The sequence below is a fragment of the Pseudomonas sp. MWU16-30317 genome (assembly GCF_020515695.1).
Classification (GTDB): domain Bacteria; phylum Pseudomonadota; class Gammaproteobacteria; order Pseudomonadales; family Pseudomonadaceae; genus Aquipseudomonas.
On record NZ_JAIWJA010000005.1, the window covers coordinates 333,951 to 360,196 of the forward strand.

The window sequence follows — 26,246 nt, forward strand, 5'->3', positions numbered from 1 at the left end:
TATCTCTATGAAACTCGACCACCGTAGGTGAATTATTCTTTTTGGCAGGGCAAATGATCTGATGGGCTATTCGAACCTTTTCAAGTGGGTCCAGCCCGCCGGGTATCGAACAATCTATTCGATTGACTTTATTTTAGTTCAGGCAGGAATTGGAAAAAGTAAATAAGAACTATCTGATTTTTCCAGAAAAAACTAGTTTTTACTAGATATTTCCGTGCTTTTTCCTGAGGTTCATTCCTGATATAGATTCCGCTTCCGTTAACGAGTGGCATTCAATCGAATGCATTTCGGCATAATAAATCCAATGGAGCGCAACCGATGAAACTCTTCTGTCACCTTCTAGCTGCCCTGGCGCTGTCCACCTTCGGCCTGGGCGCGCAAGCCGGCCCGACGTTTATCAACATCCTTACGGGCGGCACCAGCGGGGTCTATTACCCCATCGGGGTCGGCCTCTCGCAGATCTACGGGCAGAACATCGCCGACGTGAAGGTGACGGTGCAGGCCACCAAGGCTTCGGTCGAGAACCTCAACCTGCTGCAGAACGGCCGCGGCGAGCTGGCCCTGGCCCTCAGCGATTCGGTCGGCGATGCCCGCCGCGGCGTTGCCGAAGCCGGCTTCAAGCAGCCATTGGACAAGCTGCGCGCCATCGCCAATGTCTACCCCAACTACATCCAGATCGTCGCGAGCCAGCAGTCAGGCATCACTCGCCTGGAGGACCTCAAAGGTAAGCGCATTTCGGTCGGGGCGCCGAAATCCGGCACCGAACTCAACGCTCGGGCTATCCTCGCGGCGGCGGGCATGAGCTACGCCGACATGGCGCAGGTGCAGTTTTTGGCCTACGCCGAATCGGTCGAGCTGATCAAGAACCGCCAGCTCGATGCCACCTTGCAATCTTCCGGCCTCGGCATGGCGGCGATCCGCGACCTGGCGGCCAGCGTGCCGATCCGCTTCGTGCCGATACCTGCCGAGGTCGTGGCTGCCATCGACGATCCGGCCTACCAGGCCATGCCCATTCCCGCCGGGACCTACGACGGCCAGGAGGCCGACGTACCGACCGTGGCCATCAACAATATTCTGGTCAGCCACACCGGGGTGTCCGACGACACGGCCTATCAAATGACTCGCTTGATGTTCGAGAACCTGCCGCGCCTCGGCAACGCCCATTCCGCCGTCAAATCGATTGATGTAAAGAATGCCGCCCAGCACCTGCCGATCGAATTGCACCCCGGCGCCAAGCGTTACTATGAAGAAGTTGGAGCGCTGTGAGCATGACTGAAGTCGAGCAGCAGGCCCCCATCACAGCGCCGCCCTGGACGCGCGTGCTATTCGTCATCGCTATCGCATTTTCAACTTTCCAGATCGTCACGGCGGCGTTCCATCCCTTCTCCAGCCAAGTGCTGCGCGCGCTGCATGTGGGCTTTCTGCTGGTGATGGTCTACCTCGCCGTACCGGCGGCGGGCCAGAGCGTCACTGCCCGTGCCTGGGGTTGGCTTTTGGCGCTGGCCGCCATTGGGACCGCCGCCTACCAGCAGTTTTTCGAAGCCGACCTGATCCAGCGTTCCGGCGACCTCACCGGCGCCGACCTGTGGATCGGTGTGGTGCTGGTGGTGCTGGTATTCGAAGCTGCCCGGCGGCAGATGGGCCTGGCCCTGCCGCTGATTTGCGCGCTGTTCATCGCCTATGCGTTGTTAGGCCAGTACCTGCCGGGCGATCTGGCGCATCGCGGTTACGATCTAGACCAGTTAATCAACCAATTGGCCTTCGGCACCGAAGGCTTCTACGGCACGCCCACCTATGTGTCGGCCACCTATATCTTCCTGTTCATTCTGTTTGGCGCCTTTCTCGAGCAGGCCGGGATGATCAAGCTGTTTACCGACTTCGCCATGGGCCTGTTCGGCCACAAGGTCGGCGGGCCGGCCAAGGTGTCGGTGGTGTCCTCGGCGTTGATGGGCACCATCACCGGCTCCGGGGTCGCCAACGTGGTTACCACCGGGCAGTTCACCATCCCCTTGATGAAGCGTTTTGGCTACGGCGCCGGGTTTGCGGGCGGGGTCGAGTCCACGGCAAGCATGGGTAGCCAATTGATGCCGCCGGTGATGGGTGCGGTGGCGTTCATCATGGCCGAAACCCTCAACGTGCCGTTCATCGAAGTGGCCAAGGCGGCGCTATTGCCGGCGGTTCTGTATTTCGTGTCGGTGTTCTGGATGGTTCACCTCGAAGCGCGCCGCGCCGGCCTGAGCGGCTTGCCCAAGGCGCAGTGCCCTGACCCATGGGCGGCGGTGCGCCAGCGCTGGTACTTGCTGATTCCCTTGGGCGTGCTGGTGTATTTGTTGTTCTCGGGCCACACGCCATTGTTTTCCGGCACAGTCGGGCTGGCGTTGACTGCCATCGTGATACTCGGCTCGGCGGTGGCGTTGCGGGTCTCGGCATTCAAGCTGCGTTGTGCGTTCTGGATCGCCCTTGGCCTGCTGTGCAGCGGGTTCTTTCAGGTCGGCATCGGCGCGGTATTCGCCGTGATCGCGGTACTGATCGCGCTGTGCGCCTGGCATCGGGGGTCGCGTGCCACCTTGCGGCTGTGCTTGCAGGCGCTGGTCGAAGGCGCGCGTCATGCAGTGCCGGTGGGTATCGCCTGCGCCTTGGTCGGGGTGATCATCGGCGTGGTCTCGCTGACCGGCGTGGCGTCGTCGTTCGCAGGGTTCATACTCGGCATCGGCGAGAAGAGCCTGTTCCTCTCACTGCTGTTGACCATGCTCACCTGTCTGGTGCTGGGCATGGGCATCCCGACCATTCCCAACTACATCATCACCAGTTCCATTGCCGCACCGGCGTTGCTCGAACTGGGCGTGCCGCTGCTGGTGTCGCACATGTTCGTGTTCTACTTCGGCATCCTCGCCGACCTCACCCCGCCAGTCGCCTTGGCTTGTTTCGCCGCGGCGCCCATCGCGCGGGAAACGGGGCTCAAGATCAGCCTGTGGGCCATCCGCATCGCCGTCGCCGGCTTCGTTGTGCCATTCATGGCGGTGTATGAACCGGCGTTGATGATGCAGGGCGGCGGCGCACTGGCGGTCATTTACGTGTTCGCCAAGGCCGCCTTGGCCATCGGGCTGTGGGGCGCAGTGTTCACAGGCTTTCTGGCGCAACCGCTGAGGCTTTGGGAGCGCTTGTTCGGCTTCGCGGCCGGGGTGTGCCTGGTGCTGGCACTGCCTTGGAGTGATGCGCTCGGCTTTGCCCTGGCCCTCGGTTTGATTGCCCAGCATCTGTGGCGCGCCCGTCAGTGCAGGGTCGCCTTGGCATGATCGGTGTGTGCCTGGGCCTGGCCGGCGTGATCTGGACGCAATTGCCCGCCAGCGATTTTTCGCTGGCGTGGCAACACAGTGTGGAAAAGGTGCGCTGGGAGGAGGACTACAGAGTCCAGCACCGCCAGCTATACCTCGAACACGCGCGCGTCGAGGGCAGCGGCGCGGGGATGGAGGTCCCGGCGCAGGCACGTTTCGAGCACGGTCGGTGGCACTATCGGCCGGACATAACCTTGGACATCCTGCGGCTGGGGCGCACCCCCGAGGCGGGGGATTATCAGCTATGCCGGGCCGGTGGATGCCTGCCGATGGCTCACTGGCTGGGGGCGCCTACCGCCGCGCAACCCGCCGTCGAGCTATGGGTGTGCGAACTGGGTTGAGGCCTGCTCAGGCCTCCCGCTCAAACCTCAACATCCCGAAAACCCCCGAACTCTTGCCATCCGCCGGATGCGCCACCCCATCCAGCACCTGTAGCTCTTCGAAATCGAACGGGCTGATCCCCAGGCACGCCACATTCACTCCGTATTGCTGCGGATTGGAGCGGCGTTGGTGATGGGTATAGATCCCGCATTTGCAACAGAAGTAATGCTTGGCCGTTTTGCTGTTGAATTCATACAGCGTCAGGGCCTCGGCCCCGGCGGTGATATGGATGTCTTCCAACTGCGCACTCACCACCACGGCCCCGCGCATTCTGCAGAATGAGCAATTACAGCGGCGCGCGGTGTGCAGGCCATTGGTGAGCTTGACGCTGAAACGCACCGTGCCGCAGTGGCAGGCGCCTTCGGTGGGGGAGAGGTCTTTGTTCATGGTTCGGCTCGAGTGGCATCAAGGGCGTCATTGCACACTAGAAGATTTTCGCGAGTGCGGCAGTACAAGAATGTCAAAAAATCATGAAATAAATGGTAACAGTTTGCAATAACGCCTGATAACATGATTGCCTCTGAGACACATTCGTATTGCCAGGAAGGCACCTCATTTCTTGTTGAGCCCTTGCTGGAGCCTCTTTGCATGGCACTTCGTTTTCCCTCACGTCCTACCCTCTTGGCCTTGTGCTGCTCGATCAGCGTCAGCGCCTATGCTGCTGACGGCACACTCGAACTCGGCGCCACCGCGATCAATGCCGAGGCGACCAAGCCCAGCGCCAATGAGCTGCCTGAAACCTACGCCGGCGGCCAGGTTGCGCGCGGTGGCCAACTGGGTGTCCTGGGCACCAAAGACAACATGGACGTGCCCTTTTCGCTGACCAGCTACACCTCCAAATTGATCGAGGATCAACAGGCAGAAAACATCGGCGACGTATTGCTCAACGATCCGTCCGTGCGCCAATCCCTGGGTTACGCCAACCAGTCGCAAGTCTTTGTGATCCGTGGTTTGCCATTGAACAGTGACGATATTTCCTACAACGGGCTGTACGGCGTATTGCCCCGGCAGATCATTTCCAGCGATGCATTGGAACGTGTAGAAGTGTTCAAAGGCCCCAATGCCTTCATCAATGGTGCCACTCCGGGCGGCAGCGGCCTGGGCGGTACGGTCAACCTGGTACCCAAGCGCGCGACCGACCAGCCCATCCGCCGTTATACCCAGGACATCAGCACCGATGGCCGGGTCGGCGAGCACCTCGATCTTGGCCAGCGCTTTGGCGAAGACAACCGCTTCGGTGCACGGGTCAACCTGTCTCAGCGTGAAGGCGAAACGGCCGTCGATGACCAGCAACAACGCAGCAAGCTGTTCACCCTCGGGCTGGATTACCGCGGCGATGCGTTCCGCTTGTCTGGCGACTTCGGCTACCAGAAGCAGCGCGTCAACGACACCCGCAACACCGTACAACTGGGCGCGGGCCTGACCAGCATTCCCCATGCGCCGAGCGCCAGCCACAACTACGGCCAGGACTGGGCCTACGCGCAAAACGAAGACACCTTCGGCATGCTGCGTGGTGAATGGGACCTCAACGACAGCTGGACCGCCTACCTCGCCGGCGGCGCCAAGCACACAAACGAAGTCGGTGTGTACGGCACCCCGGTCCTGACGAATGCCAGCACGGGTGCCGCCACCATCGGCGGCTCGATGATCCCCCATAAGGAAGACAGCACCACCGTTATGACCGGCCTCAACGGCACCCTTCAGACCGGGCCCGTCAGCCATCAGATCAGCCTCGGCGCCTCGAGCATCTGGACCCAAAAGGAAAACGCCTACGAGTTTTACGTCCCGGCCGGCGCCACCAACATCTACCACACCCCGGCGCTGGCCAAGCCGAGCACCGTGACGTTCGCCGCCGGTGACATGAGCGATCCAGGCGTGACCTACAAGATGCGCAACCGCAGCGTGGCGCTCTCCGATACCTTGGGCTTTTTCGACGACAGGGTATTGCTGACCGCAGGCGTGCGCCGCCAGCAATTGCTGGTCGAAAACTATGCCTATGAGAGCACCACCGGGGAGGGCGGATCGCGCTCCGACATGTACGACAAGGGCATCACCACCCCGGTGTACGGCATTGTCTACAAGCTCACCGACAACGTCTCGCTGTATGCCAACCACATCGAAGGCCTGGCGCCTGGCCCGATTGCTTCGGGCACTGTGAGCAATATCGGCGAGTCTTTCGCCCCCGGCCGCACTAAACAGTCTGAAGCCGGCATCAAGCTCGACATGCAGACCTATGGCGCAAGCCTTGCGGTATTCCGTCTCGAGAAGCCCACCGATGGCTACGTCGATACCGCTCGCGCCCTCTATGTGCGGGACGGCGATCAGGTCAACCGTGGCGTTGAACTGAGCATGTTCGGCGAACCGCTCAAGGGCTTGCGCCTGATGGCGGGCGGCACCCGCATGCAGTCCGAGCTGCAAAACACTGCAGGCGGCGCCGCCGACGGCAATCATGCCGTCGGAGTGCCGACCTTCCAGCTCAACGCCTCGGTGGACTGGGACGTACCCGGTCTCACCGGCGTTGCGTTGAACGGCCGCATGCTGCGCACGGGCGGGCAATATGCCGACCAGGCCAACACGCTGAGTTTGCCGACCTGGAATCGCTTCGATGTGGGCGCGCGCTACACACTCAAGGTCGAGCACAAGGATGTGACCCTGCGGGTCAATGTCGAGAATTTGACTGACAAGAATTATTGGGCGTCGGCGAATGGGGGGTATCTGACCCAAGGCGATCCGAGGTTGGTGAAATTCTCGGGCACGATTGATTTTTAAGGTGGTGTGAGGAGCGCGCTGCTAACAGCGCGCTCTGTGCCATTACCCGTCTACTAAAACCCGCCACCCCATTAGCGATCCTCGCGCAGACACGCTACCCTCAGCCCCCACTGCCTATCCACCGACCGTCACAGTGAGTCACGGCCCGCACTGAATCAGGATGATGAATCAATATTCTTTCAAACTAGCGAACTACTGGCGTACCTCTCTGGCCGATGCCGAAAATGGCAAAGGCGCATTGCAAGCGGCCCAGGTGGCCACGCTCACTCCCTTGTCCGTCGATGCGCTGCTGCAAGGTTGCGTGAACACTGAAATCCTTGAAGCGTTGTTTGCCGGTGAGCCCGCCGAGCTGCCCAGCGTCGAAGTCACCTTGCGCCCGCTGGTCTACAATCCGCGCCTCGAACACGGCAAGGCCCGCACCGGCACGGCGGCGGCCGTCACTCCGGTGGTCAGCCAGGTGCTGGTCACCCGCGATGGTCGGCTGTACCCGACGGCCAACACGCTGGTGCCCCGCGACATCCTCGAGCCCCAGGCCAACGGCGCATTGGTGGTGGGCGCACAGATCGAGCTGGATGCGTTTTTGTCCCGCCACGAAGTCCCGGTGTTCGAACCGGCCGGGGAGGGCGAGGCACCTAGCGCCGTCGAGCACGCCAAGCAATGGAACGCCTACCTGCAATTTTGCGCAAAAATGTTTCAGCACGTCGGCCGCGATTGGCAATTCGCTGAAGACGGCTTTCAGGTCGCCGACCACGCTTACCTGTTCAAGGAAAGCAATCCCACTGGCTTCACCCAGCACATCCTGCCGCTCTACGATCATCTGCGCACCAACAAGCCCGACGTCGCGCTGTTCGAGCGTTTCGCCCAGCGCGAGGCGAGCCGCGATGAGCCTTGCCTGGCCGCCAACAGCCAGTTCGCCGCGCGGCTCGCCCATGCTGGAGATCGCTATGCGTTGGCCCCCGCGCAACGGGATGCGCTGGGCCATCTGCTGGCCGGTCGCGACGGCGACATGCTAGCGGTCAACGGGCCGCCCGGCACCGGCAAAACCACCTTGCTACTGTCGGTCGTCGCCTCCCTGTGGGCCCGTGCCGCGCTGGCCGGCGGCGAGCCCCCGGTGATCGTCGCCAGTTCGACCAACAACCAGGCCGTCACCAACATCATCAAGGCCTTCGGCAAAGACTTCGCCACCGGCAGCGGCCCGTTCGCCGGACGCTGGCTGCCGGACATCGACAGCTTCGGCGCGTACTTCCCCAGCTTCAGCAAAGAAGCCGAGATGGCGCGCAGCTATCAGACCAAAAGCTTCTTCGAGCAACGTGAGACCGAGCAGTATCTGGCTCAGGCTCAAGAGGCCTATATCGCCGCGGGGGTTATCGCCTTCCCCGATGCGGGCAGCGTGGCCAGCATCGTCGACAAACTCCAGGGCGCGATCCGTCACAAACAGCAGCAACTGCTCAGCATCGAGCAGACCTGGGCGTCGCTCGAGCGCGCGCGTCAGGACTTGATCGATCTGTTGGGTGAAACGCCCTACACCGCGCTGGCGCAGTTGCAAGCCCGCCACGTCGAGTTGTCCGCTCAGCTGGCGCAGGCACAAGCGCACGAGAGGCAGTTCAAACAGTACCTCGCCCACGAACCGCTGTTGTACAGCCTGTTTGGCTGGCTGCCGCCGGTGGCCAACAAACGCCTGCGCCTGGCCAAACTGCAGCTCGACCAGAATGTCCCGGCAGTGCAAAACGCCGGTAGCGTCAGCGACATCGAACAGCTGCTCAACCTCGCCGTCGCTCAGGCCGCCCAGGCGGTGCAAGACCTCGATGCTCAAGTGCAACGCGCGCAGTTATTGGTCAAGACCGAACAGCAACGCACCGCCGAATGGGACAGGAGCCTCGCGCCATTGCCGCGGCCAGCCAACACGCCCGCCGAGGCAGTGCGGCTGAGCGATTGCGACGCCTGGGCCGACACCTCGCTGCGCTTCGAGGTGTTTTTGCTGACCACCCATTACTGGGAAGGCCGCTGGCTGCTGGAGGTGGGCGACACGCTCAAGGAGATCCTCGACGGCCGCAAAAAGAATGGCCGCAAAGCGCTCGCCAAAAACTGGCACCGCTGGATGAAACTGACCCCCTGCGTGGTCGCGACCTTCTTCATGTTGCCCAAGGAAATGGCGTGCACTGGCAAGGACTACGCCAAAGGCTACGCCCTCAACTTCATTGATCTGTTGATCGTCGACGAAGCCGGCCAGGTCCTCCCCGAAGTCGCCGCACCAGCTTTCGCCCTCGCCAAGCAAGCCCTGGTGATCGGCGATACCTTGCAGATCGAACCCATCTGGTCGATCCCCGAGGCCGTGGACATCGGCAACCTGATCGGCGCCGACGTGCTGACACGCGACCACGACATCGACGATGCCTACGAAGCCTTCCGCGCCAGTGGCCGCAGCGCCGCCAACGGCAGCGTCATGGCCATCGCCCAGAGCGCCAGCCGCTACCACTACGACCCGGACATGGCCCGCGGCATGTTTCTCTATGAACACCGGCGCTGCTACAACACGATCATCGAGTACTGCAACGCCCTCTGCTACAAGGGCAAACTCATCCCCAGCCGCCCCGACCAGCCCAAGCCAGGCTTGCCGCCGCTGGGCTACCTGCACGTCGATGGCCGCTGCGAACCGGGCAATGGCGGCAGCCGCCACAACCTGCTCGAAGCCGCCACCATCGCCGCCTGGATTCAAGCCAACGCCGCCGACCTGCTGGCGCGCTACGACGGCAAGCTGAAACTGTGGGAAATCCTCGGCATCATCACCCCCTTCGGCGCGCAAACCCAAGCCATCAGTCAGGCCTGCGACGCCCTGGGCCTGAAGACCGGCAAGGGCGAAGGCGAAATCACCGTCGGCACCGTGCACTCGTTCCAGGGCGCCGAGCGACCCGTGGTGATCTTCTCGGCGGTGTACTCCAAACACGCCGACGGCGGCTTTGTCGACCGCCGCGACAGCATGCTCAACGTCGCCGTTTCCCGCGCCAAGGACAGCTTTCTGGTGTTTGGCGACATGGACCTCTTCGGCCAAGTGCCGGCCAACAAACCCCGCGGGTTGCTCGCGGAGTTTTTGCTGCGCGATCCGGCGAGCGAGTTGACCTTCGACTATCAACCCCGCCAGGACCTGCACACCGCACGGACCGGCCTTGAGCACCTGCACCAAGCCCACGAGCACGACCGCTTCCTGGCCGCGACCCTGCAAACCGCTCGCCAGCAAGTGCAGATCGTCACGCCTTGGGTGAAATTGCACTGGATGGAAAAGAGCGGCGCCATGGCCGAAATGGCCGCCAGCGTGGCGCGGGGGGTGCAGGTGGTGGTGTATACGGATTTTGGTTTCAACACCGATGTATCCCGCGACAAACCGCAGGGCGATCCGGCCAAGGTTGCCGAGTTCAGAGTGGCGATCGAGGCGTTGCGGGCGCTGAATGTTCAGGCGTTGGTGGTGAATAAAGTGCACAGCAAGATCGTCATGGCGGATGAGGAATTGCTGTGTATCGGGTCGTTCAATTGGCTGAGCGCTTCGCGGTCGCACAAGTGGATGAACCACGAGACATCGATGGTATACCGCGGGCCGGATGTGACAGGGGAGTTGGTGACGCATCGCACAAATCTGGCAGGACGGGTGTTGAAGCTGCGCTGATCTACCGCTGGAACACCCTCTGTGGGAGCGGGCTCCGCCCGCGAAAGCAGTCACGCCGTTGGCAACAGAATGACTACAAGCGCTGTTCGTATAGCGCTATGCCTGTAAGAGCAGGGTCAGCTCCAATCACTAATGAAAAAACCGGGCGATCGGCCCGGTTCATTCAAGCATTTGGTAAAACATTCCACCTGGAAGGATCAGTATCTGATTCGCGTTTCTTTAGTGATGTTCCCGCGAACGCCGAACCCTCTACCCTGGCGAAAGCTTCGATCGCGTCGGCGTCGAAAAAGCTTCTGTAGTTGGGCGACTTCTGCAAGCGGGCGAGCTTGGCCAGTGCGGCGGCTTTGTGATCAGGTTTAACATCAGGCGTCATAATTGAGTACCTCATCGGTGCTTTCATCATAGTCTTGGGCCAAATCGTAGGCAAGGCCGACGCCAGGCAACTGGACAAAGCCCTCTCGTTCATAGGCTTCTCTCGCCTGCGGGATGGGATTGTCGATGACTACGTATGACATCCCAAGCAGCAACCCATAGCTGCGAACTGCGCTCAAGCATAGCGGTGCAATGAACCCACGAGTTGGCAACCGTTTATCGGGATTGCGCTGGATATAGAGTACAAACACCTTTTCGTGGCTGTTTTTCGGGGATGCCCAACACATCCCGGCCAAAACGCCTTCATACCAGACAGCAATATCAATGGCCACGGCATGCGCGGGGCGGCTTTTCCAAGCCAAGACACGTTCCCAACCAAAGTCGTACTCTGATCTCCAATCTTCGTACTGATCGATTGCCTCCTCACTGATTTCAGTGACGGCAATGAGCGCCGGATTGTAGATGACGTTCTTCGCCCACATTTCTTCTAAAGCTGACTCGCGTGAGGCCTCCTGATAGCCCCTTAGCTGATCTATATCCATGCCGCATTTTCCTGAAGCGATCCACGCTCGTTGCGTGCTTCCCCTTAGAACGGGTGGCATTTAACAGGGACCTATTGAGGTGAGCGGCCGATACTAATCCATGGGTGCGAAGCGGTACTGACTGGCGTGCATCTGTTGTGTGAGGGATTGTGTATTGAGCGTTCCAAAACAAACGTGCCACTGCTGACAGTGGCCCTTCGGGTACATCACGAAGAGGTCTCACCCTACGCCGATTTTCCAGCCATCGACGGGGCCCTTCGTCAGTCATTGCCGCTGTAAGGCTACTGATTTCGCGTTCAGGCCCTTTAGGCGAGCACAGGCGCGTGTCAACCGATATGAGCCATCGCCCGTCAAGTAAACTCCCGCACCACCTCAATAAACGCCCGCAACCCACTCGGCACATGCCGATGCCCCGGGTAATACAAAAACAGCCCCGGCACTCGCGGGCACCAGTCCTCCAGCACCTGCACCAGCCGCCCGTCCCGCACATACCGCGCCACCGTGTGCTCCGGCAGATACACAATCCCCATCCCGCGCACCGCGGCATCGGCCATGATTTCCAGGCTATCCAGGGTCAGATTGCCGGACACCTCCAGTGTCATCGCCTGCCCGTGCTTCTCGAACTCCCAACGGTACGGCTTGCCGCTCGGCATGCGAATGCAGATGCACTGATGCCCGCGCAGATCATCTGGCGTGACCGGTGCTGTACGCGTGGCCAGATACTCGGGTGAGGCCACTGTCATGAAACAGGTATCGGGCCCCAGTGCCACGGCGATCATGTCCTGCGGCACCGACTCGCCCAGGCGCACGCCGGCATCGAAACCCTCGGCAACGATATCGATCAGCCGCCCATCGGTCTTCAGGTCGATCGCCATGCTCGGGAAGCGCGCCAAAAATGCCGGCACCACGGCCTCCATCAAGATCCGCGCCGCCGGCTCGCTGGCGCTGATGCGCAGCACACCACTGGGCGAATCGCGGGACTCGTTGACCTCCTCCAGCGCCAACTCGAACCCGCGCATCAACGGCGCCAGGCGCGCCACCAACCGCTCGCCGACCGCCGTGGGCGCGACGCTGCGCGTAGTGCGGTTGAGCAACCGCACGCCCAGATCAGCCTCCAGCGTGCGCATCATGTGGCTCAAGGTCGAAGCCGACAACCCCAGCTCGCTCGCCGCCTTGCGAAAGCTGCGATGGGACACGATCAGCGCCAGGGCGTTGAGCTCGGAGAGGCTAGGGGAGGGTTGATTCATGGGTATCTTTCACCAGTGCATCCGGGATCAGCCGGATAGTACCAGCAGTGCGTGACCGCTAGGGTGACGATTCTGATAGCTAATACAAGAGGGCTGAGCATGAGCACTACATGGTTGATTACAGGCAGTTCGTCGGGTATTGGGCGGGCGCTAGTCGAGCAACTGCTGGCGCGCGGGGATCGGGTGGCGGCGACGCTGCGCCGGCCCGCAGTGCTGAGCCAACTGCAAGCGCAGTACGGCGAGCAGCTGTGGCTGGGGGAGTTGGATGTCGATGATGCGGTTGCTGTCCGCCGGGTGATAGGGCGAGCGTTCGACGAGCTCGGCAGGATTGACGTGGTGGTCAGCAGCGCCGGGTACGCGTTGTTTGGCGCCGCCGAAGAAGTCAGCGACGAGCAGATCGAGCAGCAACTGCAGACCAACTTGATTGGCTCGATCCAAGTGATTCGCGCCTGCCTGCCGCACCTGCGCGCCCAAGGTGGCGGCCGGGTGCTGCAGGTCTCCTCGGAAGGTGGCCAGTTGGCGTATCCGAACTTCAGCCTGTACCACGCCAGCAAGTGGGGGATTGAAGGTTTCGTCGAATCCGTCGCCCAAGAGGTCGCGCCGTTCGGCATCCAGTTCACTCTGGTAGAGCCGGGCCCGACGCGCACCAATTTCGGAGCCGCCTTGGTCAGCCCGCCGGTAATGGCGGTGTACGACCAAACCCCGGCGGGGGAGGTTCGCCGCGCGGTCACAAGCGGCGCCTTCGCCCTCAAAGGCGACCCCGAAAAGATGGCCCGGGAGATAATCACCGTCGCCAGCGTCGATCCCGCGCCAAAACGCCTGCTACTCGGCAGCGACGCCTATGACCGCGTCCACAGCGCCCTCACCGAACGCCTGGCGGCCTTGGAACAGCAGGTAGCTCAAGCCCGCAACACCGAGCTCGATAAATGACCCTGACTCGCTCGCAGCGATGACCTAGATCGCTGATCTTCAATCCTCGTACGAGCTAGTCGAGAAGGCTGACCAGCATCTTTCGGCTTCTGCTCAACGCTTCGGCTTTTTGATCAAGCAACGTCACCTGTTGCGAGATCCTGGCCTTCAAAACGTCACATAGCGGAGCGGAGGTGGCCGCCACGGCCGGAGCACACGCCAGCACGTCCTTGATTGCCGCAAGGGTGAGGCCTGCCTCATTCAACAACACGATCGCCTCGACAAGCTGAACGTCCTGGGCGCCGTATACACGATACCCAGCGGCCGTTCGCAGCGGAGTGAGCAATCCTTCCTGCTCGTAATACCGCAGCATGCGAATGCTGACGCCGGTAAACGATGCGAGTGCTCCAATCTTCATGGCTGTCCTTGACTCTCACAGTGCTGTCACGCTACAGAATCGGGCCCTTCTAAACAACAGAGGGCAAGTCCATGCTCAAGCTGACCATGTGTGTAAAACGTCAACCAGGGCGCTCGCGGGCTGAATTCGATGAGCACTGGCGCAATCAGCATGCGGCGTTGATACGCAAGCATGCGGCATTACTGGGGATCCGCAAATATGTGCAGACCACTCCCTTGGCCAACCCGACGGCACAGCATGCGTTACAGCAAAGTCGAGGTGCCGAGCCGGTGGATTTCGATGGGTGCGCCGAACTTTGGTGGGATGATCTAGAGTCCCATCTGGCCGCGAGAGGTTCGGCGCAAGGGCGTATGGCGCTGCAAGAGCTTATTGAGGATGAGCGGCGTTTTGTGGATTTGGCCAAGTCGCAAATGTGGTACGGGTTGGAGCGTGAAATTGTTTAGTGCGTTTTGAATAATCCCTCATCGCCAACATCAGCCAAATTTGTTCAAAACTGAACGCTGACCTGCATCGTGGCTTGCGTGGCGAACATTGGCACTTATGAATGACCTGTCGCTGAAACCCGGTTTCAGCGACAGGCTTTCGAGTCATGTCGCTGACGGCGACATGTTCTGCCACTTGAGTCTGACAACGCCAGATTGCCGAAGCCCCAGCATTTTCGGGATTGAAACGGAATCAATGGCCAATATTCCGAGCGTATGTGAGGTGCAATCACACAACACTCACCAATCCCGCACCCGCGTGCCGTCGATACATTCCTTTACATCCTGATCAATCAAATCACGCGGCTTCAAACACTGTGCCATGGTCTTGCGCGTACCCCGAACAGGCTGGGCCACCGCCATAGCGCCTGCCTGTTGATTCCGCCGCGCCGCGTCCCCGAGCGGGCCAGAAGTACCGGCGAGGTAATCGTTCACACCCTTGCTGACCGTTTTGGAAAACTCGGTGGCCAGCGGCTGGATGGCCTCGGCCGCTTGTGTCGGTAGAGGCTTGCGCTCGCCCGACACGGCGAACGCGATAACCGCCATGCCCAATAGCACGATGGCAGTGACGAATATCTTCATGAACGGGCTTCCTGGCCTATGACGTCTCGATGCAAACGCCCGAATTCTCGATGAGAATCCGGGCCATCACAATCGTTATTTGGTTACGCTCATTCCTGCCCGCGCGCGAGCCAAGGCATTCACATAAACAGTCGAGCCGATGCTTTCCACCAGCCCGCTGCTGTCGGCCGCTCAGCCTTGAGCCGATTGATCTCGCCGCTCCCCAGCATCTCCGGCAAATCCCGCATCCGCATCCAGGACTCGTTCTGCCAATGCAGCAGACTCAGCCGCAACCCCGGCCACTGCATCACGCTCAAACTCGGCGCCGACTCACTCGCCGGCAACTCCGCATCACGGATCACCGCAATCACCTCATGGGTCAGCCAATGCCGCAGGCTGCGATTCTCCGGCACGTTGTGGTGGACCAGCAGGGTGTAGGCGCCGGATTCGCTGATCATCAGCGCGTCGTGGTACTCGCCGTATTGCAGCAGGGAGAGCGTGCGGGTTTGGTCCGGGTCGAGTTTGCGGACGGCGTGTTCGTCGAGGAAACGGCCCATGAGGCGACCGAGATCGCGGGCGTGGAACCAGGCTTGGGATTCGAGCCAGAGGGTGTGGAGTGGACGGTTGTGGCGGGTGAATAGGGTGGGGGTGTGGGGGTTAGGCATGTTTCATTACCTCTGTGTGATGCAGCTTCTTACGGCTGGGTGTCGGGAGCTAAGAAACCTCACACAGAAGGCCGGACATATTTCCCTTTCGGGTCTTGTATTAGCCCACTCCCGACATAACAGAGTTTTCTGGAGGCGAAGTCTAACCGTAGGCTCCAGAAGCCGCATCTGTCGGGTGCGGACGGTCCGCTGTGTGATTGCGTTTCTTAGGCGCGTTGGCAGGGTAGGTCTAAGCTCCACACGAGGCAATGGGCAACGTTGTAGGACATTTCTGAAAAATACGAGAGATACGCTGAGAGCTCAAATCTGTGAATTTTTGACCAGTTTTTCAGTCGCACGGCAGCGATGACTGCGCTGTGCCTTTACCAGTAGTGGCAATTTGTTTATCGTTGCAGGAATTTTCCTACAAGGATGTTCTCAAATGGCTCAACTCTCCAGTCATTCGGAGTTGCTAGCTTGGTTTGAAGAACGCACCGGCCAGGTCCTTACTTGGGCGCAGCTTCAGCAAGCTCCTGATACAGTCGCGATTTCAGCTAAGGGGATTTTTAAGCCAGCGAAGTTGCCCTACGCGTTATCGGTCAGCCAAAGGCTGGAAAGCCCCTATAGTGATGAGAAAGCCGTTTACCAGGAGAACGGAAGCTGGCGGTACCGCTATGCTCAAGAAGAGAAGAAAAATAGTAATCCCGTAAGCCTTTTTACCAATCAAGGGCTGAAGAAATGCATGGATGATGGTGTACCTGTAGCGGTTCTGATCCAGCTAACTAAAAAGCCTCAAATCACGAAATACCGTGTTTTAGGACTGGCGAAAGTTCTCTCATGGGGAGACGGATTTTTTACACTTGAGAGCACTACTTTAGCGGGTGAGGGTATTACGGCAAGCCCGGTAACCGACGATTGGTTCAGCTACTCGTCGAAAGGAGTTGAAGACACTCGCGAACGTACTCTCAGGGAAATCGCAAAGCGCCAGGGGCAAGGAGCATTTCGAAGTGGATTGCTGACCGCCTATGAGGGGCGCTGCGCGATCACTGGCTGTGGGACTAAGCAAGTGCTAGAAGCGGCACACGTCACCCCATATTTAGGAACGAAAACTAATCATATTAGTAATGGCCTACTGTTACGCAGCGACCTACACACTTTATGGGATAGGGGGTTGATCTATCTTTGTGAAAATCTCACATTGAAGCTCAGGTCTGTCCTCCAAACCTCTGAGTACTCCGAACTGGCGGGGAAAGAAATAAGGTCTAGGGCAGACGACGCTCCACCGGTATCTATGGATGCCGTTCGAGAGCATCGAGAATGGTGCCTTACAATCAAAAATGTTTAGTAGTCCGCTCTATGTGAGTTGCGAAAAAAAGTGTAGCGGTCAGATGAAGCCGGACACCCTTTGAGCGAAAATGCCTGCCCCCAAGACGCGTTTGATGACCGAACGATGTCGTAGCATTATGCCGAAAGCTGCCTGTCCCGAAGGGCCAGACCAGACCCATAGCTCCCATTGGTGAAGCGCATCAGCCGGCCAACAGCGTACGGTAAGCCACGATAGGAATCGCCATGAGCAACCATTCTTATTGAAAAGAGGCAATCCGTAAATTGTCAGAGACCGCATAGGCTGGCGCCTGAAGCCGTTGGCATAGCGTGGAAAGCAGCGCCAAGAACTCGCCATTGGCTGATTCAGACCAGGCACTGCCATATCTGAGGGTCAGATGTACGGAAGTCACCGGGTCTCCGCTCAGCGCTGACTCAACAAAGTAACAATCACCTGCGGCAAATGCACCTTGAGCACCACTTGGGAATACTACATCTACTGAAGTCCTGACCGAGGCTGGAGGCCCAATATCCTCCACACTCTCTACGGCAGCCAAGTCATTGATGCTCAGGTCTGTAGGTCTCAAAATAATAATGTCGAAGCTCATGCGGCTCTCCTTTTCTCTAGTTTGGGCGACGCAATTTATCATTGACATGGTACTAGGCTTTAGTCTTAGAGTATTCGGCCATTAACCTAACCGTGAGAAAAAGGTGAGCGTAGGTAATCCTGTCGATCGTCCTCTTTAGGCCGAAAAGTCGTCAGTCGCAACAGGCGGCAGTCGATCTAAAATGGAGGTTGGGGTATGCCGTTCAAAAAACTATTTCACACCGTGCCTCGACTGCCTGCACTCGTAGTGTCAGGCCCGATTCGAACCGCATGACAAGGTGATGATCTGGTCGGATGTTGTCCGTAAGGTAGAAGGCTTCTGTATCGGCTTCTGGATCCACCGCTCCAATTGACTGTATAACACTGCTGACGTCGTCAATTGGGGCTGCATCACGCCCACTGGCTGAAAAGTATTCGACTTCACTGAATCTGATAGTTATTTCGCATGCTTCTTCGATCGGCACCCACGGGGCAGTCCGTCGAGTAAAGCTGAGCACAACCGACCGATCCAATACGTCGCAATTGATGGCGCTGGCTTGGTAGAAGCTATGCAGATCGTAAGCGCGACCGTCAATCTCAACCTCGATATGACCGAATACGAAACCTTGGAATAGCATGAGTTGAGGCCAAAGATTACCAGTAAGCGTGCATAGTACTGCACAGATGCAATGACCGCTATTGGCCGATTCTACTGAAAAATTCGATTTTTCAGGAAACGTGACGTTGAGCTTGGCCTCATAAAGAAGTTATTCACGATTTCTAAGTAGCTATTCGGTACTTCGCTGACCGTTGCTGCTTTGTCAGTGGGTTGATTTGAGGGCTTTTGCTTGAAGCAGGCGTACCTATCCTGTGGCGAGTGGTCCTTTAGATGTAAGTTTGGCCAGTCGGCGCAGGTTCTGTACCGCAGCCGCTAACGTGAACTCATCAGTCGCGCCACTCATCCCTCGTAGTCGCAAGTGTGTCTAAAAACGACTCTCTTCAGCGATTGGCCGAGGCAAGCTTCAGTAGGTATGAAAATTTAGAGATTGCTACATTGATCTCATCCTGAGTGTCGCAATCCCACTCTTCGACTGAGGCCAACTGTAGTTTTAACCCCTCTATGCGCCCTCTGATATCTGCAACTTCTTCGTCCCTGCATCGTACGGCGATTGCCTTCCAGCTTGCTTGAGAAACGCTTTCCTGGATTGAAAGCCCTATCCTAGCTTCAGCAATTAGCACCGATAGTTTACTCATTGAGTATTTATCCTTACGAAATGACGTGTCCGTTTTCTGTGAACGCAGTATGCTTCCAGCGACCACGCCTTCCAATACTCACCATTGACGGTGATGGCATCTGCGGATTTGATGGAAGCCATTGCCTCAGGCGTCGGGGTCAGAAAAGGTGTGTTGCCCGTACGGTTACGCCCAGCCGCCGGCATTGTCGTCTGATTCAGAAAATTGGGGCTTATGATCGAGACAAAAAAGGGTTGCCATTTGGCAACCCTTTCGACAGAAAAACCATTTCATTCTTGATGACTGATTCAGGTTTGATGCGACTGCATGGCCAGGAGACTTAATCCCAGCTCAAAGCCCCACCAGTCTGATACTCAATAACCCGCGTCTCAAAGAAGTTCTTCTCCTTCTTCAAGTCCATAATCTCGCTCATCCACGGGAACGGGTTCACAGTCCCTGGATACTCTTCCTTCAAGCCGATCTGCGACAATCGACGGTTAGCAATGAACTTGAGGTAATCCTCCATCATCGCCGCATTCATCCCCAACACCCCGCGAGGCATGGTGTCGCGCGCGTATTCGATCTCCAGTTGAGTCCCTTGCAGGATCATCTGGGTCGCTTCTTCCTTCAACTCGGCATCCCACAAGTGCGGGTTTTCGATCTTGATCTGGTTGATCACGTCGATACCGAAGTTCAGGTGCATCGACTCGTCACGCAGGATGTACTGGAACTGCTCGGCAACGCCGGTCATCTTGTTGCGGCGGCCCATCGACAGAATCTGGGTGAAGCCGCAGTAGAAGAAGATCCCTTCCAGCACGCAGTAGTAGGCGATCAGGTTTCGCAGCAATTCTTTGTCGGTATCGACGGTACCGGTTTCGAACTTCGGATCGGAGATCGCGCGGGTGTACTTCAGGCCCCAGGCGGCCTTTTTGGCGACCGATGGGATCTCGTGGTACATGTTGAAGATCTCGCCTTCGTCCATGCCCAGCGATTCGATGCAGTACTGGTAGGCGTGGGTGTGGATCGCCTCTTCGAAGGCCTGGCGCAGGATGTACTGGCGGCACTCGGGGTTGGTGATCAGGCGGTACACGGCCAGTACCAGGTTATTGGCAACCAGGGAGTCGGCGGTGGAGAAGAAGCCCAGGTTGCGCATGACGATGCGGCGTTCGTCGTCGGTCAGGCCGACCGGGTCGCGCCACACGGCGATGTCGGCGGTCATGTTGACCTCTTGCGGCATCCAGTGGTTGGCGCAGCCGTCGAGGTACTTTTGCCAGGCCCAGTCGTACTTGAAGGGTACGAGTTGGTTGAGGTCGGCGCGGCAGTTGATCATGCGTTTTTCGTCGACGGCGACGCGGGCGGAGGCGCCTTCGAGTTCGGCGAGGCCTTCGGCGACGTCGAGTTTGTCGAGGGCGGCCTTGGCCTTGATGATCGCGGCAGAGTCGCTAGCGGTGACGGCGCGGGCTTCCTGGGCGGCTGCACCGCCGGCGCTGTCGAGCTTGTCCATGGCGGCTTCGCTGGCGTGGCCGGCGTTGGCGCCTTTGGCGGGTTCTGCTGCGTCTTCTTTGTCGAATTCGTCCCAGCTCAGCATGAGGTTCTCCTGCTTGAGGGCCATATGGGGGGTGGCCGGTGTTGCTTGAATGTAGGGTGTTTGTTGCGGTGCAGCGTATGTGCGCGCAAGAAACTGGATTCTTTTACTGGGCCTTTGGGGCCTCTTGGGGCGGTGCTCGGGCCTACGGGTTGGGTAGGTTTTGAGGGCCTCTTCGCGGGCAAGCCTTGCTCCTACAGGGGCAAGGCATGGCTCTGCGGATGTTGCGTCAATCCCCGTGCCGGGCACGGGGAAGGGGTGTTACTGGCAAGCCTCGCAATCCGGCTCATCAATCGCGCAGGCTTTCGGCACTGGCGCTGGGCCGGCGGCCTGGATCGGGCTGGTATCGCTACCGCTCGATACGGCGTTGAGCTTGTTGGTGCTGATGGTCGACTTCTCGGTGCTGGTCGCGGCCAGGGCACGGAGGTAGTAGGTGGTTTTCAGGCCACGGTACCAGGCCATGCGGTAGGTCACGTCGAGCTTCTTGCCCGAGGCGCCGGCGATGTAGAGGTTCAGCGACTGGGCCTGGTCGATCCATTTCTGGCGGCGGCTGGCGGCGTCGACGATCCACTTGGTGTCTACTTCGAAGGCGGTCGCGTAGAGGTCTTTGAGCTCTTGCGGGATGCGTTCGATCTGTTGCACCGAGCCGTCGTAGTACTTGAGGTCGTTGATCATGACCGAGTCCCACAGGCCGCGGGCCTTGAGATCGCGGACCAGGTACGGGTTGATCACGGTGAATTCGCCCGAGAGGTTCGATTTCACGTAGAGGTTCTGGTAGGTCGGTTCGATCGACTGCGATACGCCGGTGATGTTGGCGATGGTGGCGGTCGGTGCGATGGCCATGATGTTGGAGTTACGGATGCCTTTTTGCACACGGGCGCGGACCGGGGCCCAGTCCAGCGACTCGTTGAGGTCGACGTCGATGTACTTCTGGCCGCGTTGCTCGATCAGGATCTGTTGCGAATCCAGCGGCAGGATGCCTTTGGACCACAGCGAACCCTGGAACGTCTCGTAGGCGCCGCGCTCGTCGGCCAGGTCGCAGGAAGCCTGGATGGCGTAGTAGCTGACCGCTTCCATGGACTTGTCGGCGAACTCGACCGCCGCGTCCGAACCATACGGGATGTGCTGCAGGTACAGGGCGTCCTGGAAGCCCATGATGCCGAGGCCGACAGGGCGGTGCTTGAAGTTGGAGTTCTTCGCTTGCGGCACCGAGTAGTAGTTGATGTCGATCACGTTGTCGAGCATGCGCACGGCGGTGTTGACGGTGCGCTCGAGCTTGGCGGTGTCCAGCTTGCCGTCGACGATGTGGTTCGGCAGGTTGATCGAGCCCAGGTTGCAGACGGCGATTTCATCCTTGTTGGTGTTCAAGGTGATCTCGGTGCACAGGTTGGAGCTGTGGACCACGCCGACGTGCTGCTGCGGCGAGCGCAGGTTGCATGGGTCTTTGAAGGTCAACCATGGGTGGCCGGTTTCGAACAGCATCGACAGCATCTTGCGCCAGAGGTCTTTGGCCTGGATGGTCTTGAACACCTTGATCTTGTTGTACTCGGTCAGGGCTTCGTAGTACTCGTAGCGCTCTTCGAAGGCCTTGCCGGTCAGGTCGTGCAGATCAGGCACTTCGTTCGGCGAGAACAGGGTCCACTTGCCGTCGTCGAAGACGCGCTTCATGAACAGGTCAGGGATCCAGTTGGCGGTGTTCATGTCGTGGGTACGACGGCGATCGTCACCGGTGTTTTTACGCAGCTCGATGAATTCTTCGATGTCCAGGTGCCAGGTTTCCAGGTAGGCGCAGACGGCGCCTTTGCGCTTGCCACCCTGGTTGACGGCGACGGCGGTGTCGTTCACGACCTTGAGGAACGGGACCACGCCCTGGGACTTGCCGTTGGTGCCTTTGATGTACGAACCCAGCGCACGGACTGGCGTCCAGTCGTTGCCCAGGCCGCCGGCGAATTTGGACAGCATGGCGTTGTCGTGGATAGCGCCGTAGATGCCCGACAGGTCGTCCGGCACGGTAGTCAGGTAGCAGCTCGACAGCTGTGGACGCAGGGTGCCGGCGTTGAACAGGGTCGGGGTCGAGGACATGTAGTCGAAGGACGACAACAGGTTGTAGAACTCGATGGCACGGTCTTCTTTTTGCTTCTCTTCGATCGCCAGGCCCATGGCCACGCGCATGAAGAAGATCTGCGGCAGTTCGAAACGCACGCCATCCTTGTGGATGAAGTAGCGGTCGTAGAGGGTCTGCAGGCCCAGGTAGGTGAACTGCTGGTCGCGCTCGTGGTTGATGGCGCGGCCGAGTTTTTCGAGGTCGAAGGTGGCCAGGATCGGGTTGAGCAGTTCGAACTGGATGCCTTTGGCGATGTACGACGGCAGCGCCTTGGCGTACAGGTCGACCATTTCGTGGTGGGTGGCGCTCTCGGCCACTTCCAGGAAGCTCAGGCCTTCGGCACGCAGGGTGTCCATCAGCAGGCGGGCGGTGACGAACGAGTAGTTCGGCTCGCGCTCGACCAGGGTCCGGGCGGTCATCACCAGGGCGGTGTTGACGTCCTTGAGGTTGACGCCGTCGTAGAGGTTTTTCAGGGTTTCTTTCTGGATCAGGCTGCCATCGACTTCGGCCAGGCCTTCGCAGGCTTCGGTGATGATGGTGTTCAGGCGGCCCATGTCCAGCGGCGCGAAGCTGCCGTCGGCCTTGGTGATACGGATGCTTGGGTGGGCTTCGACTGGCGCGTCGCCAGGGGCGCGGGTGGCGCGCTCCTTGGAGCGGTCGTTGCGGTAGATCACGTAGTCGCGGGCGACTTTCTGCTCGCCGGCACGCATCAGAGCCAGTTCGACCTGGTCCTGGATTTCTTCGATGTGGATGGTGCCGCCCGAGGGCATGCGACGCTTGAAGGTGGCGGTGACTTGTTCGGTCAGGCGCGCGACGGTGTCGTGGATACGCGACGAGGCGGCAGCGGTGCCGCCTTCAACTGCGAGGAACGCTTTGGTGATGGCGACGGTAATCTTGTCGTCGGTGTAGGCGACGACCGTACCGTTACGCTTGATCACGCGCAGTTGGCCTGGGGCGGTGGCGGACAGATTCTGCTCCGAGTCTGTGGCCTGAGGCGCCTTGGCCTGCGGGTTCTCGCGAGTTGTGTCGGTTTGCATAGGGTGGTTTCTCCACGATCTCTAATTTGGTTAGGCACTGCTGTACTGCTGGCGTTGCGTCCTGAATCACAGCACCGACAAACGGGGTGGGCGACTGCAGGGCGGCGCGCGCGTGGGGCCGTAGACTGCGGTAACGCGTACACCCCGGTAGGCCGGGTAAAGCGACTTCGGGACACTGCAGGAATAGGCTTGGCTGGCAAGCCGCTCCCTGGCCGAAGTGGTCTGGCGGCGGGATAGTGCTCCGCTGCCGGCTGCCATGTACCGGGGTACAAAGCAAGGAAATGTCTCTCGAAAAGCTGCTAAAAAAGCGCTGATTGGCGCTTGAGTTTCGGCTTTGAGTTGTGCTTGGTATTTTCGCCAAAACCCAACATGTAGTGTTTTTCGGCGCTGGGGATACAAGATAAAGCGGTATGGGGGGTAATGCAACCAGTCGTGTCTGTGGATAACGTGTGGGTAAAGTGTGTGTGCCGGGTGGGTGAAACGCTGTAGCCCTTGAGCTATCTGGTGTAGGACGTTTCGCCAGCTTTGTAGGACGGGGGAAATGCAATCTGCAAAATTTTCCGCTTGCTTTTTCGGCTCCTCGGCGCTCGCTGACGATGGGTAGAATAGCCCGCGCATTATTGCAAATAAGGTGCAAATTTCAGACCGTGAGCAGGGTCTGAGTCTTCACATTCGAGTCTGGAGTCAGGTATGGCGTGGCGTAGCGGGCCTTACGCGGGGTTGATCGAGACGTGGCTGGCCGACGATGACCCGCGCTTGGCGGTGTCGTTGCCGGAACTCATGCAGCCAGAGGTGATGGATCAGCTGTTATTGCGCATTTATGGCGCACAGTTGTTGGCCGACGAGCTGCCGGTGCTGGTGTCGCAGTGGTCGCGCTTCTACTTTATGCAGTGGCTGCCGGCGTTGCTGGTGACGCAGTTGGGCTATGGCTGGTTTCTGCCGCTGGAATTGCGCGCGGTGGGGCTGGTGCTGGATGAGCGTGGTCAGCCGACGGCGATGAAGATGCTCGAAGCCGGTGAGCCAGGGGAGAAGGGTGCTTCGCTGGAGCCGTGGATTGCGGTGAACATGCGCCCGTTGGTGGAGTTTCTGGCGAATTACGGTGGGGTCTCGCCGCAGGTGCTGTGGGGCAATGCCGGGGATATTTTCGAGCGGACCGTGCGCAGGCTTGAGGCGTTGGGCATGACCGGGTTGGAGCCGGCGCTGGGGATCCTGCAGACGCGCAAGCTGGCGGATGGGCGCACTAATCCGCTGTATGCGCCGGTCAAGTACCTGGGGGATGGGCGGCGGGTGTTGCGCAGTTGTTGTCTGGCGTATCGGGTGGTGGGGCCATGTGAGGATTGCCCGGTAGGGTAGGTGTCTGTGACGGCCTCTTCGCGGGCAGGCCCTCCCACAGGCATACGGCGCTGGGACTGTTCAAACTGTGGGAGCCGGGCTTGCCCGCGAAGAGGCCAGTCCTGCCAGTCCAAAGATCAGATGTGCACCAAGGTAAGCATGCGCCCCTCGCTAACGTTGAACTGCCCTGTGAACTCCACCCCCGTGTGAAATTCCTCCGACAGATCCGTCAGCAAACGCAGGCGCGCCTGACCGGTTGCGGTCCAGTCGAGCACTTCGGCGTGTTCGAAGTAGAAGCGTTTCAACACCAGCGGATACAGCGCCTTGAACAGGCTCTCCTTTATAGAGAACGTCAGGGTGATGAGCTGTGCTCGCTGATCGGCAGGGAGCTGCGCCAGGCGTTGCAGTTCGGCGGGGATGAGGATTTCGCCGGCCAGGCGTTCGGCGCGGTTCGCCTCTAATAATGTCTCGGCATCCAGGCCCACTCCGCGCCAGGCGTTGTTCGGCGCGACGATGGCCGCGGCCCAGCCATCGCTGTGGGTGATCGAGCCGGTGATGTGCGCCGGCCAGATCGGCGCGCGGTCTTCGCCCAGGTGGGGGGCGATGCTCGCGGCTTGCACGCCCAGTTCGGCGTTGACCTGTTGCAGCGCGGTGCGGGCGCACAGGCGGCCCGCCAGGTATTCGGCCTGGCGTTTGGCCACCGAGCGCTGGATCGAGGCCGGGGCGTCGATGGCGCTGACGGTAAAGTCCGTAGGGCTCAGCTCGGTGGGTTTGAAGCGGGTGCTGAAGAGTACGGCACCGGGCATGGCGACGGGGAACGGCCAATGGCGTGTGGGGACGGTGCAGCAGGCGGGGAGGGAGGTGTTCATAGGCGGGCATATTGCCGTGGAGTGAGAGGGGATTCCATGGTTTTGTGCGCGGTGTGCTGGCCTCTTCGCCGCCCACAAACGGTTCAGCCGAGGTTCAGCCGAGGTTCAGTGGGGGTTCAGGGGAGGTTCAGGACCGGCTGGGTATGCTTCATCCCACACACAAAACGCACCACCGGAGATAACTAAAATGGAAAATTTCAGCAAGCTACTCATCGCTGCCGGCATCCTCGGCATCAGCTCCCTGGCCCAGGCCTCCGATAGCAACTTTGTCGGCCTGAGCTACGGCAAGACCAGCGATAACATCAGCAAATCCAGCGCTCTGAATAGCAACCTGGGTCGCCCTGACGCCGACGCGGTGATCGCTCGCGAAGGCACCTGGGGCATTCGCGCCGGCCAGCAGAACGACGCCGGCCGCTACTATGCGACTTATGACTACACCTCCGGCAGCCACGATGGCGTCAAGCTGCGCCAGCAAAACCTGCTGGGCAGCTACGACGTGTTCATGCCGGTAGCCCAGCAGACCAAACTCTTCGGTGGTGTTTCCGGTGGTATCACTCGCCTGACCCAGAAGTCCGCAGGCTTCAGCCGTAATAGCGATACCGGCTATGCTGTCGGCTTCCAGGGCGGTGTGCTGCAACAGGTCGCGCAAAATACTCAGGTGGAGGCAGGCTATCGCTATCTGCGTAGCAACGCGGGCACCGAGATGTCCATCAACGGCAGCAAACAGGGTTCCTTGAGCCTGAAAAGTGCTGGCCAGTTGTATGTGTCGGCCAACTACGGGTTCTAACCCCGCGCCGTCCGTATAGCGAGGGGGCTCGCCCCCGATAGCTGAGTGTCAGGTATATCTTGGGTACTGACA

The 26,246-nt window shown here is 59.6% G+C and carries 22 protein-coding genes; 10 read left to right on the plus strand and 12 right to left on the minus strand.

From position 1 onward, the window contains the following. Positions 1-318: 318 nt before the first annotated feature. Genes LIX93_RS16750 through LIX93_RS16760 form a run of 3 tightly spaced genes read left to right on the plus strand, consistent with a single transcriptional unit; the run spans position 319 to position 3,676 of the window. Positions 319-1,266: a TAXI family TRAP transporter solute-binding subunit gene (locus tag LIX93_RS16750; protein WP_226505166.1), complete on the plus strand. Its 948-nt coding sequence runs from the start codon at positions 319-321 to the stop codon at positions 1,264-1,266. Positions 1,267-1,268: 2 nt separating this feature from the next. Next, positions 1,269-3,296: a TRAP transporter permease gene (locus LIX93_RS16755; protein ID WP_226505167.1), complete on the plus strand. Its 2,028-nt coding sequence runs from the start codon at positions 1,269-1,271 to the stop codon at positions 3,294-3,296. Continuing rightward, a complete protein-coding gene (locus tag LIX93_RS16760) occupies positions 3,293-3,676 on the plus strand; it encodes a DUF1850 domain-containing protein (RefSeq protein ID WP_226505335.1) in 384 nt (127 codons plus the stop codon). Before LIX93_RS16755 ends, LIX93_RS16760 begins: the two co-directional genes overlap by 4 nt. 7 nt (positions 3,677-3,683) lie before the next feature. Here LIX93_RS16760 and LIX93_RS16765 read toward each other — a convergent pair whose 3' ends face one another. Next, positions 3,684-4,103: a GFA family protein gene (locus LIX93_RS16765; RefSeq protein ID WP_226505168.1), complete on the minus strand. Its 420-nt coding sequence runs from the start codon at positions 4,101-4,103 to the stop codon at positions 3,684-3,686. 201 nt (positions 4,104-4,304) lie between these two features. On the opposite strand from LIX93_RS16765, the gene LIX93_RS16770 reads away from it, so the two are divergent. After that, a complete protein-coding gene (locus tag LIX93_RS16770) occupies positions 4,305-6,485 on the plus strand; it encodes a TonB-dependent siderophore receptor (protein ID WP_226505169.1) in 2,181 nt (726 codons plus the stop codon). Positions 6,486-6,648: 163 nt separating this feature from the next. Further along, a complete protein-coding gene (locus tag LIX93_RS16775; RefSeq protein ID WP_226505170.1) occupies positions 6,649-10,143 on the plus strand; it encodes an AAA domain-containing protein in 3,495 nt (1,164 codons plus the stop codon). Positions 10,144-10,306: 163 nt separating this feature from the next. On the opposite strand, the gene LIX93_RS16780 is transcribed toward LIX93_RS16775, so the two are convergent. From LIX93_RS16780 to LIX93_RS16790, 3 genes are all read right to left on the minus strand, one after another. Then, complete coding sequence (locus LIX93_RS16780; RefSeq protein WP_226505171.1) at positions 10,307-10,516, minus strand: hypothetical protein; 210 nt, start codon at positions 10,514-10,516, stop codon at positions 10,307-10,309. Beyond that, a complete protein-coding gene (locus LIX93_RS16785; RefSeq protein ID WP_226505172.1) occupies positions 10,506-11,057 on the minus strand; it encodes a hypothetical protein in 552 nt (183 codons plus the stop codon). The genes LIX93_RS16780 and LIX93_RS16785 overlap by 11 nt, the downstream gene beginning before the upstream one ends. A gap of 350 nt (positions 11,058-11,407) precedes the next feature. Further along, entirely contained in the window at positions 11,408-12,304 is an 897-nt protein-coding gene (locus LIX93_RS16790; protein WP_226505173.1) for a LysR family transcriptional regulator, read from the minus strand. A 99-nt stretch (positions 12,305-12,403) separates the two neighbouring features. On the opposite strand from LIX93_RS16790, the gene LIX93_RS16795 reads away from it, so the two are divergent. After that, positions 12,404-13,234, plus strand: a complete 831-nt coding sequence (locus LIX93_RS16795; RefSeq protein WP_226505174.1) for an SDR family oxidoreductase — start codon at positions 12,404-12,406, stop codon at positions 13,232-13,234. Between the two features lie 55 nt (positions 13,235-13,289). On the opposite strand, the gene LIX93_RS16800 is transcribed toward LIX93_RS16795, so the two are convergent. After that, on the minus strand, positions 13,290-13,631 hold the full coding sequence (locus LIX93_RS16800) for a MerR family transcriptional regulator (protein WP_226505175.1): 342 nt from the start codon (positions 13,629-13,631) through the stop codon (positions 13,290-13,292). A 71-nt stretch (positions 13,632-13,702) separates the two neighbouring features. Between LIX93_RS16800 and LIX93_RS16805 the strand changes: the two genes are divergently transcribed. After that, on the plus strand, positions 13,703-14,074 hold the full coding sequence (locus LIX93_RS16805) for an EthD domain-containing protein (protein ID WP_226505176.1): 372 nt from the start codon (positions 13,703-13,705) through the stop codon (positions 14,072-14,074). A gap of 279 nt (positions 14,075-14,353) precedes the next feature. Here the strand turns inward: LIX93_RS16805 and LIX93_RS16810 are convergent, their stop codons facing one another. Continuing rightward, on the minus strand, positions 14,354-14,695 hold the full coding sequence (locus LIX93_RS16810) for a hypothetical protein (protein WP_226505177.1): 342 nt from the start codon (positions 14,693-14,695) through the stop codon (positions 14,354-14,356). Positions 14,696-14,814: 119 nt separating this feature from the next. Then, the gene (locus LIX93_RS16815) at positions 14,815-15,339 is read right to left on the minus strand and encodes a Bro-N domain-containing protein (protein WP_226505178.1); all 525 of its coding nucleotides are present in this window, start codon (positions 15,337-15,339) and stop codon (positions 14,815-14,817) included. Positions 15,340-15,760: 421 nt separating this feature from the next. Here LIX93_RS16815 and LIX93_RS16820 point away from each other — a divergent pair, with 421 nt between their 5' ends. After that, positions 15,761-16,663, plus strand: a complete 903-nt coding sequence (locus LIX93_RS16820; protein WP_226505179.1) for an HNH endonuclease signature motif containing protein — start codon at positions 15,761-15,763, stop codon at positions 16,661-16,663. Positions 16,664-16,901: 238 nt separating this feature from the next. Here the strand turns inward: LIX93_RS16820 and LIX93_RS16825 are convergent, their stop codons facing one another. From LIX93_RS16825 to LIX93_RS16845, 4 genes are all read right to left on the minus strand, one after another. Further along, positions 16,902-17,249, minus strand: coding sequence for a hypothetical protein (locus LIX93_RS16825; RefSeq protein ID WP_226505180.1), 348 nt, complete (start codon positions 17,247-17,249; stop codon positions 16,902-16,904). Positions 17,250-18,226: 977 nt separating this feature from the next. After that, positions 18,227-18,481, minus strand: a complete 255-nt coding sequence (locus LIX93_RS16835) for a hypothetical protein (RefSeq protein ID WP_226505181.1) — start codon at positions 18,479-18,481, stop codon at positions 18,227-18,229. A gap of 319 nt (positions 18,482-18,800) precedes the next feature. Beyond that, entirely contained in the window at positions 18,801-20,048 is a 1,248-nt protein-coding gene (locus LIX93_RS16840) for a ribonucleotide-diphosphate reductase subunit beta (RefSeq protein ID WP_226505182.1), read from the minus strand. 258 nt (positions 20,049-20,306) lie between these two features. Then, positions 20,307-23,186, minus strand: coding sequence for a ribonucleoside-diphosphate reductase subunit alpha (locus LIX93_RS16845; protein ID WP_226505183.1), 2,880 nt, complete (start codon positions 23,184-23,186; stop codon positions 20,307-20,309). A gap of 690 nt (positions 23,187-23,876) precedes the next feature. On the opposite strand from LIX93_RS16845, the gene fhuF reads away from it, so the two are divergent. Next, complete coding sequence (gene fhuF / locus LIX93_RS16850) at positions 23,877-24,539, plus strand: siderophore-iron reductase FhuF (RefSeq protein ID WP_226505184.1); 663 nt, start codon at positions 23,877-23,879, stop codon at positions 24,537-24,539. Between the two features lie 116 nt (positions 24,540-24,655). Here fhuF and LIX93_RS16855 read toward each other — a convergent pair whose 3' ends face one another. Then, positions 24,656-25,387, minus strand: a complete 732-nt coding sequence (locus LIX93_RS16855; protein ID WP_226505185.1) for a 4'-phosphopantetheinyl transferase superfamily protein — start codon at positions 25,385-25,387, stop codon at positions 24,656-24,658. A gap of 187 nt (positions 25,388-25,574) precedes the next feature. On the opposite strand from LIX93_RS16855, the gene LIX93_RS16860 reads away from it, so the two are divergent. Further along, positions 25,575-26,174 carry a hypothetical protein gene (locus LIX93_RS16860; protein WP_226505186.1) on the plus strand — a complete coding sequence of 200 codons (600 nt, stop codon included), beginning with the start codon at positions 25,575-25,577 and terminating at the stop codon, positions 26,172-26,174. The last annotated feature ends 72 nt before the right edge of the window (positions 26,175-26,246 follow it).

What these genes read in the sequence shown, in the direction of transcription:
- LIX93_RS16750 (WP_226505166.1), top strand. Translation starts at nt 319, where the DNA reads ATGAAACTCTTCTGTCACCTTCTAGCTGCCCTGGCGCTGTCCACCTTC.
- LIX93_RS16755 (WP_226505167.1), top strand. Translation starts at nt 1,269, where the DNA reads ATGACTGAAGTCGAGCAGCAGGCCCCCATCACAGCGCCGCCCTGGACG.
- LIX93_RS16760 (WP_226505335.1), top strand. Translation starts at nt 3,293, where the DNA reads ATGATCGGTGTGTGCCTGGGCCTGGCCGGCGTGATCTGGACGCAATTG.
- LIX93_RS16765 (WP_226505168.1), bottom strand. Translation starts at nt 4,103, where the DNA reads ATGAACAAAGACCTCTCCCCCACCGAAGGCGCCTGCCACTGCGGCACG.
- LIX93_RS16770 (WP_226505169.1), top strand. Translation starts at nt 4,305, where the DNA reads ATGGCACTTCGTTTTCCCTCACGTCCTACCCTCTTGGCCTTGTGCTGC.
- LIX93_RS16775 (WP_226505170.1), top strand. Translation starts at nt 6,649, where the DNA reads ATGAATCAATATTCTTTCAAACTAGCGAACTACTGGCGTACCTCTCTG.
- LIX93_RS16780 (WP_226505171.1), bottom strand. Translation starts at nt 10,516, where the DNA reads ATGACGCCTGATGTTAAACCTGATCACAAAGCCGCCGCACTGGCCAAG.
- LIX93_RS16785 (WP_226505172.1), bottom strand. Translation starts at nt 11,057, where the DNA reads ATGGATATAGATCAGCTAAGGGGCTATCAGGAGGCCTCACGCGAGTCA.
- LIX93_RS16790 (WP_226505173.1), bottom strand. Translation starts at nt 12,304, where the DNA reads ATGAATCAACCCTCCCCTAGCCTCTCCGAGCTCAACGCCCTGGCGCTG.
- LIX93_RS16795 (WP_226505174.1), top strand. Translation starts at nt 12,404, where the DNA reads ATGAGCACTACATGGTTGATTACAGGCAGTTCGTCGGGTATTGGGCGG.
- LIX93_RS16800 (WP_226505175.1), bottom strand. Translation starts at nt 13,631, where the DNA reads ATGAAGATTGGAGCACTCGCATCGTTTACCGGCGTCAGCATTCGCATG.
- LIX93_RS16805 (WP_226505176.1), top strand. Translation starts at nt 13,703, where the DNA reads ATGCTCAAGCTGACCATGTGTGTAAAACGTCAACCAGGGCGCTCGCGG.
- LIX93_RS16810 (WP_226505177.1), bottom strand. Translation starts at nt 14,695, where the DNA reads ATGAAGATATTCGTCACTGCCATCGTGCTATTGGGCATGGCGGTTATC.
- LIX93_RS16815 (WP_226505178.1), bottom strand. Translation starts at nt 15,339, where the DNA reads ATGCCTAACCCCCACACCCCCACCCTATTCACCCGCCACAACCGTCCA.
- LIX93_RS16820 (WP_226505179.1), top strand. Translation starts at nt 15,761, where the DNA reads ATGGCTCAACTCTCCAGTCATTCGGAGTTGCTAGCTTGGTTTGAAGAA.
- LIX93_RS16825 (WP_226505180.1), bottom strand. Translation starts at nt 17,249, where the DNA reads ATGAGCTTCGACATTATTATTTTGAGACCTACAGACCTGAGCATCAAT.
- LIX93_RS16835 (WP_226505181.1), bottom strand. Translation starts at nt 18,481, where the DNA reads ATGAGTAAACTATCGGTGCTAATTGCTGAAGCTAGGATAGGGCTTTCA.
- LIX93_RS16840 (WP_226505182.1), bottom strand. Translation starts at nt 20,048, where the DNA reads ATGCTGAGCTGGGACGAATTCGACAAAGAAGACGCAGCAGAACCCGCC.
- LIX93_RS16845 (WP_226505183.1), bottom strand. Translation starts at nt 23,186, where the DNA reads ATGCAAACCGACACAACTCGCGAGAACCCGCAGGCCAAGGCGCCTCAG.
- fhuF (WP_226505184.1), top strand. Translation starts at nt 23,877, where the DNA reads ATGGCGTGGCGTAGCGGGCCTTACGCGGGGTTGATCGAGACGTGGCTG.
- LIX93_RS16855 (WP_226505185.1), bottom strand. Translation starts at nt 25,387, where the DNA reads ATGAACACCTCCCTCCCCGCCTGCTGCACCGTCCCCACACGCCATTGG.
- LIX93_RS16860 (WP_226505186.1), top strand. Translation starts at nt 25,575, where the DNA reads ATGGAAAATTTCAGCAAGCTACTCATCGCTGCCGGCATCCTCGGCATC.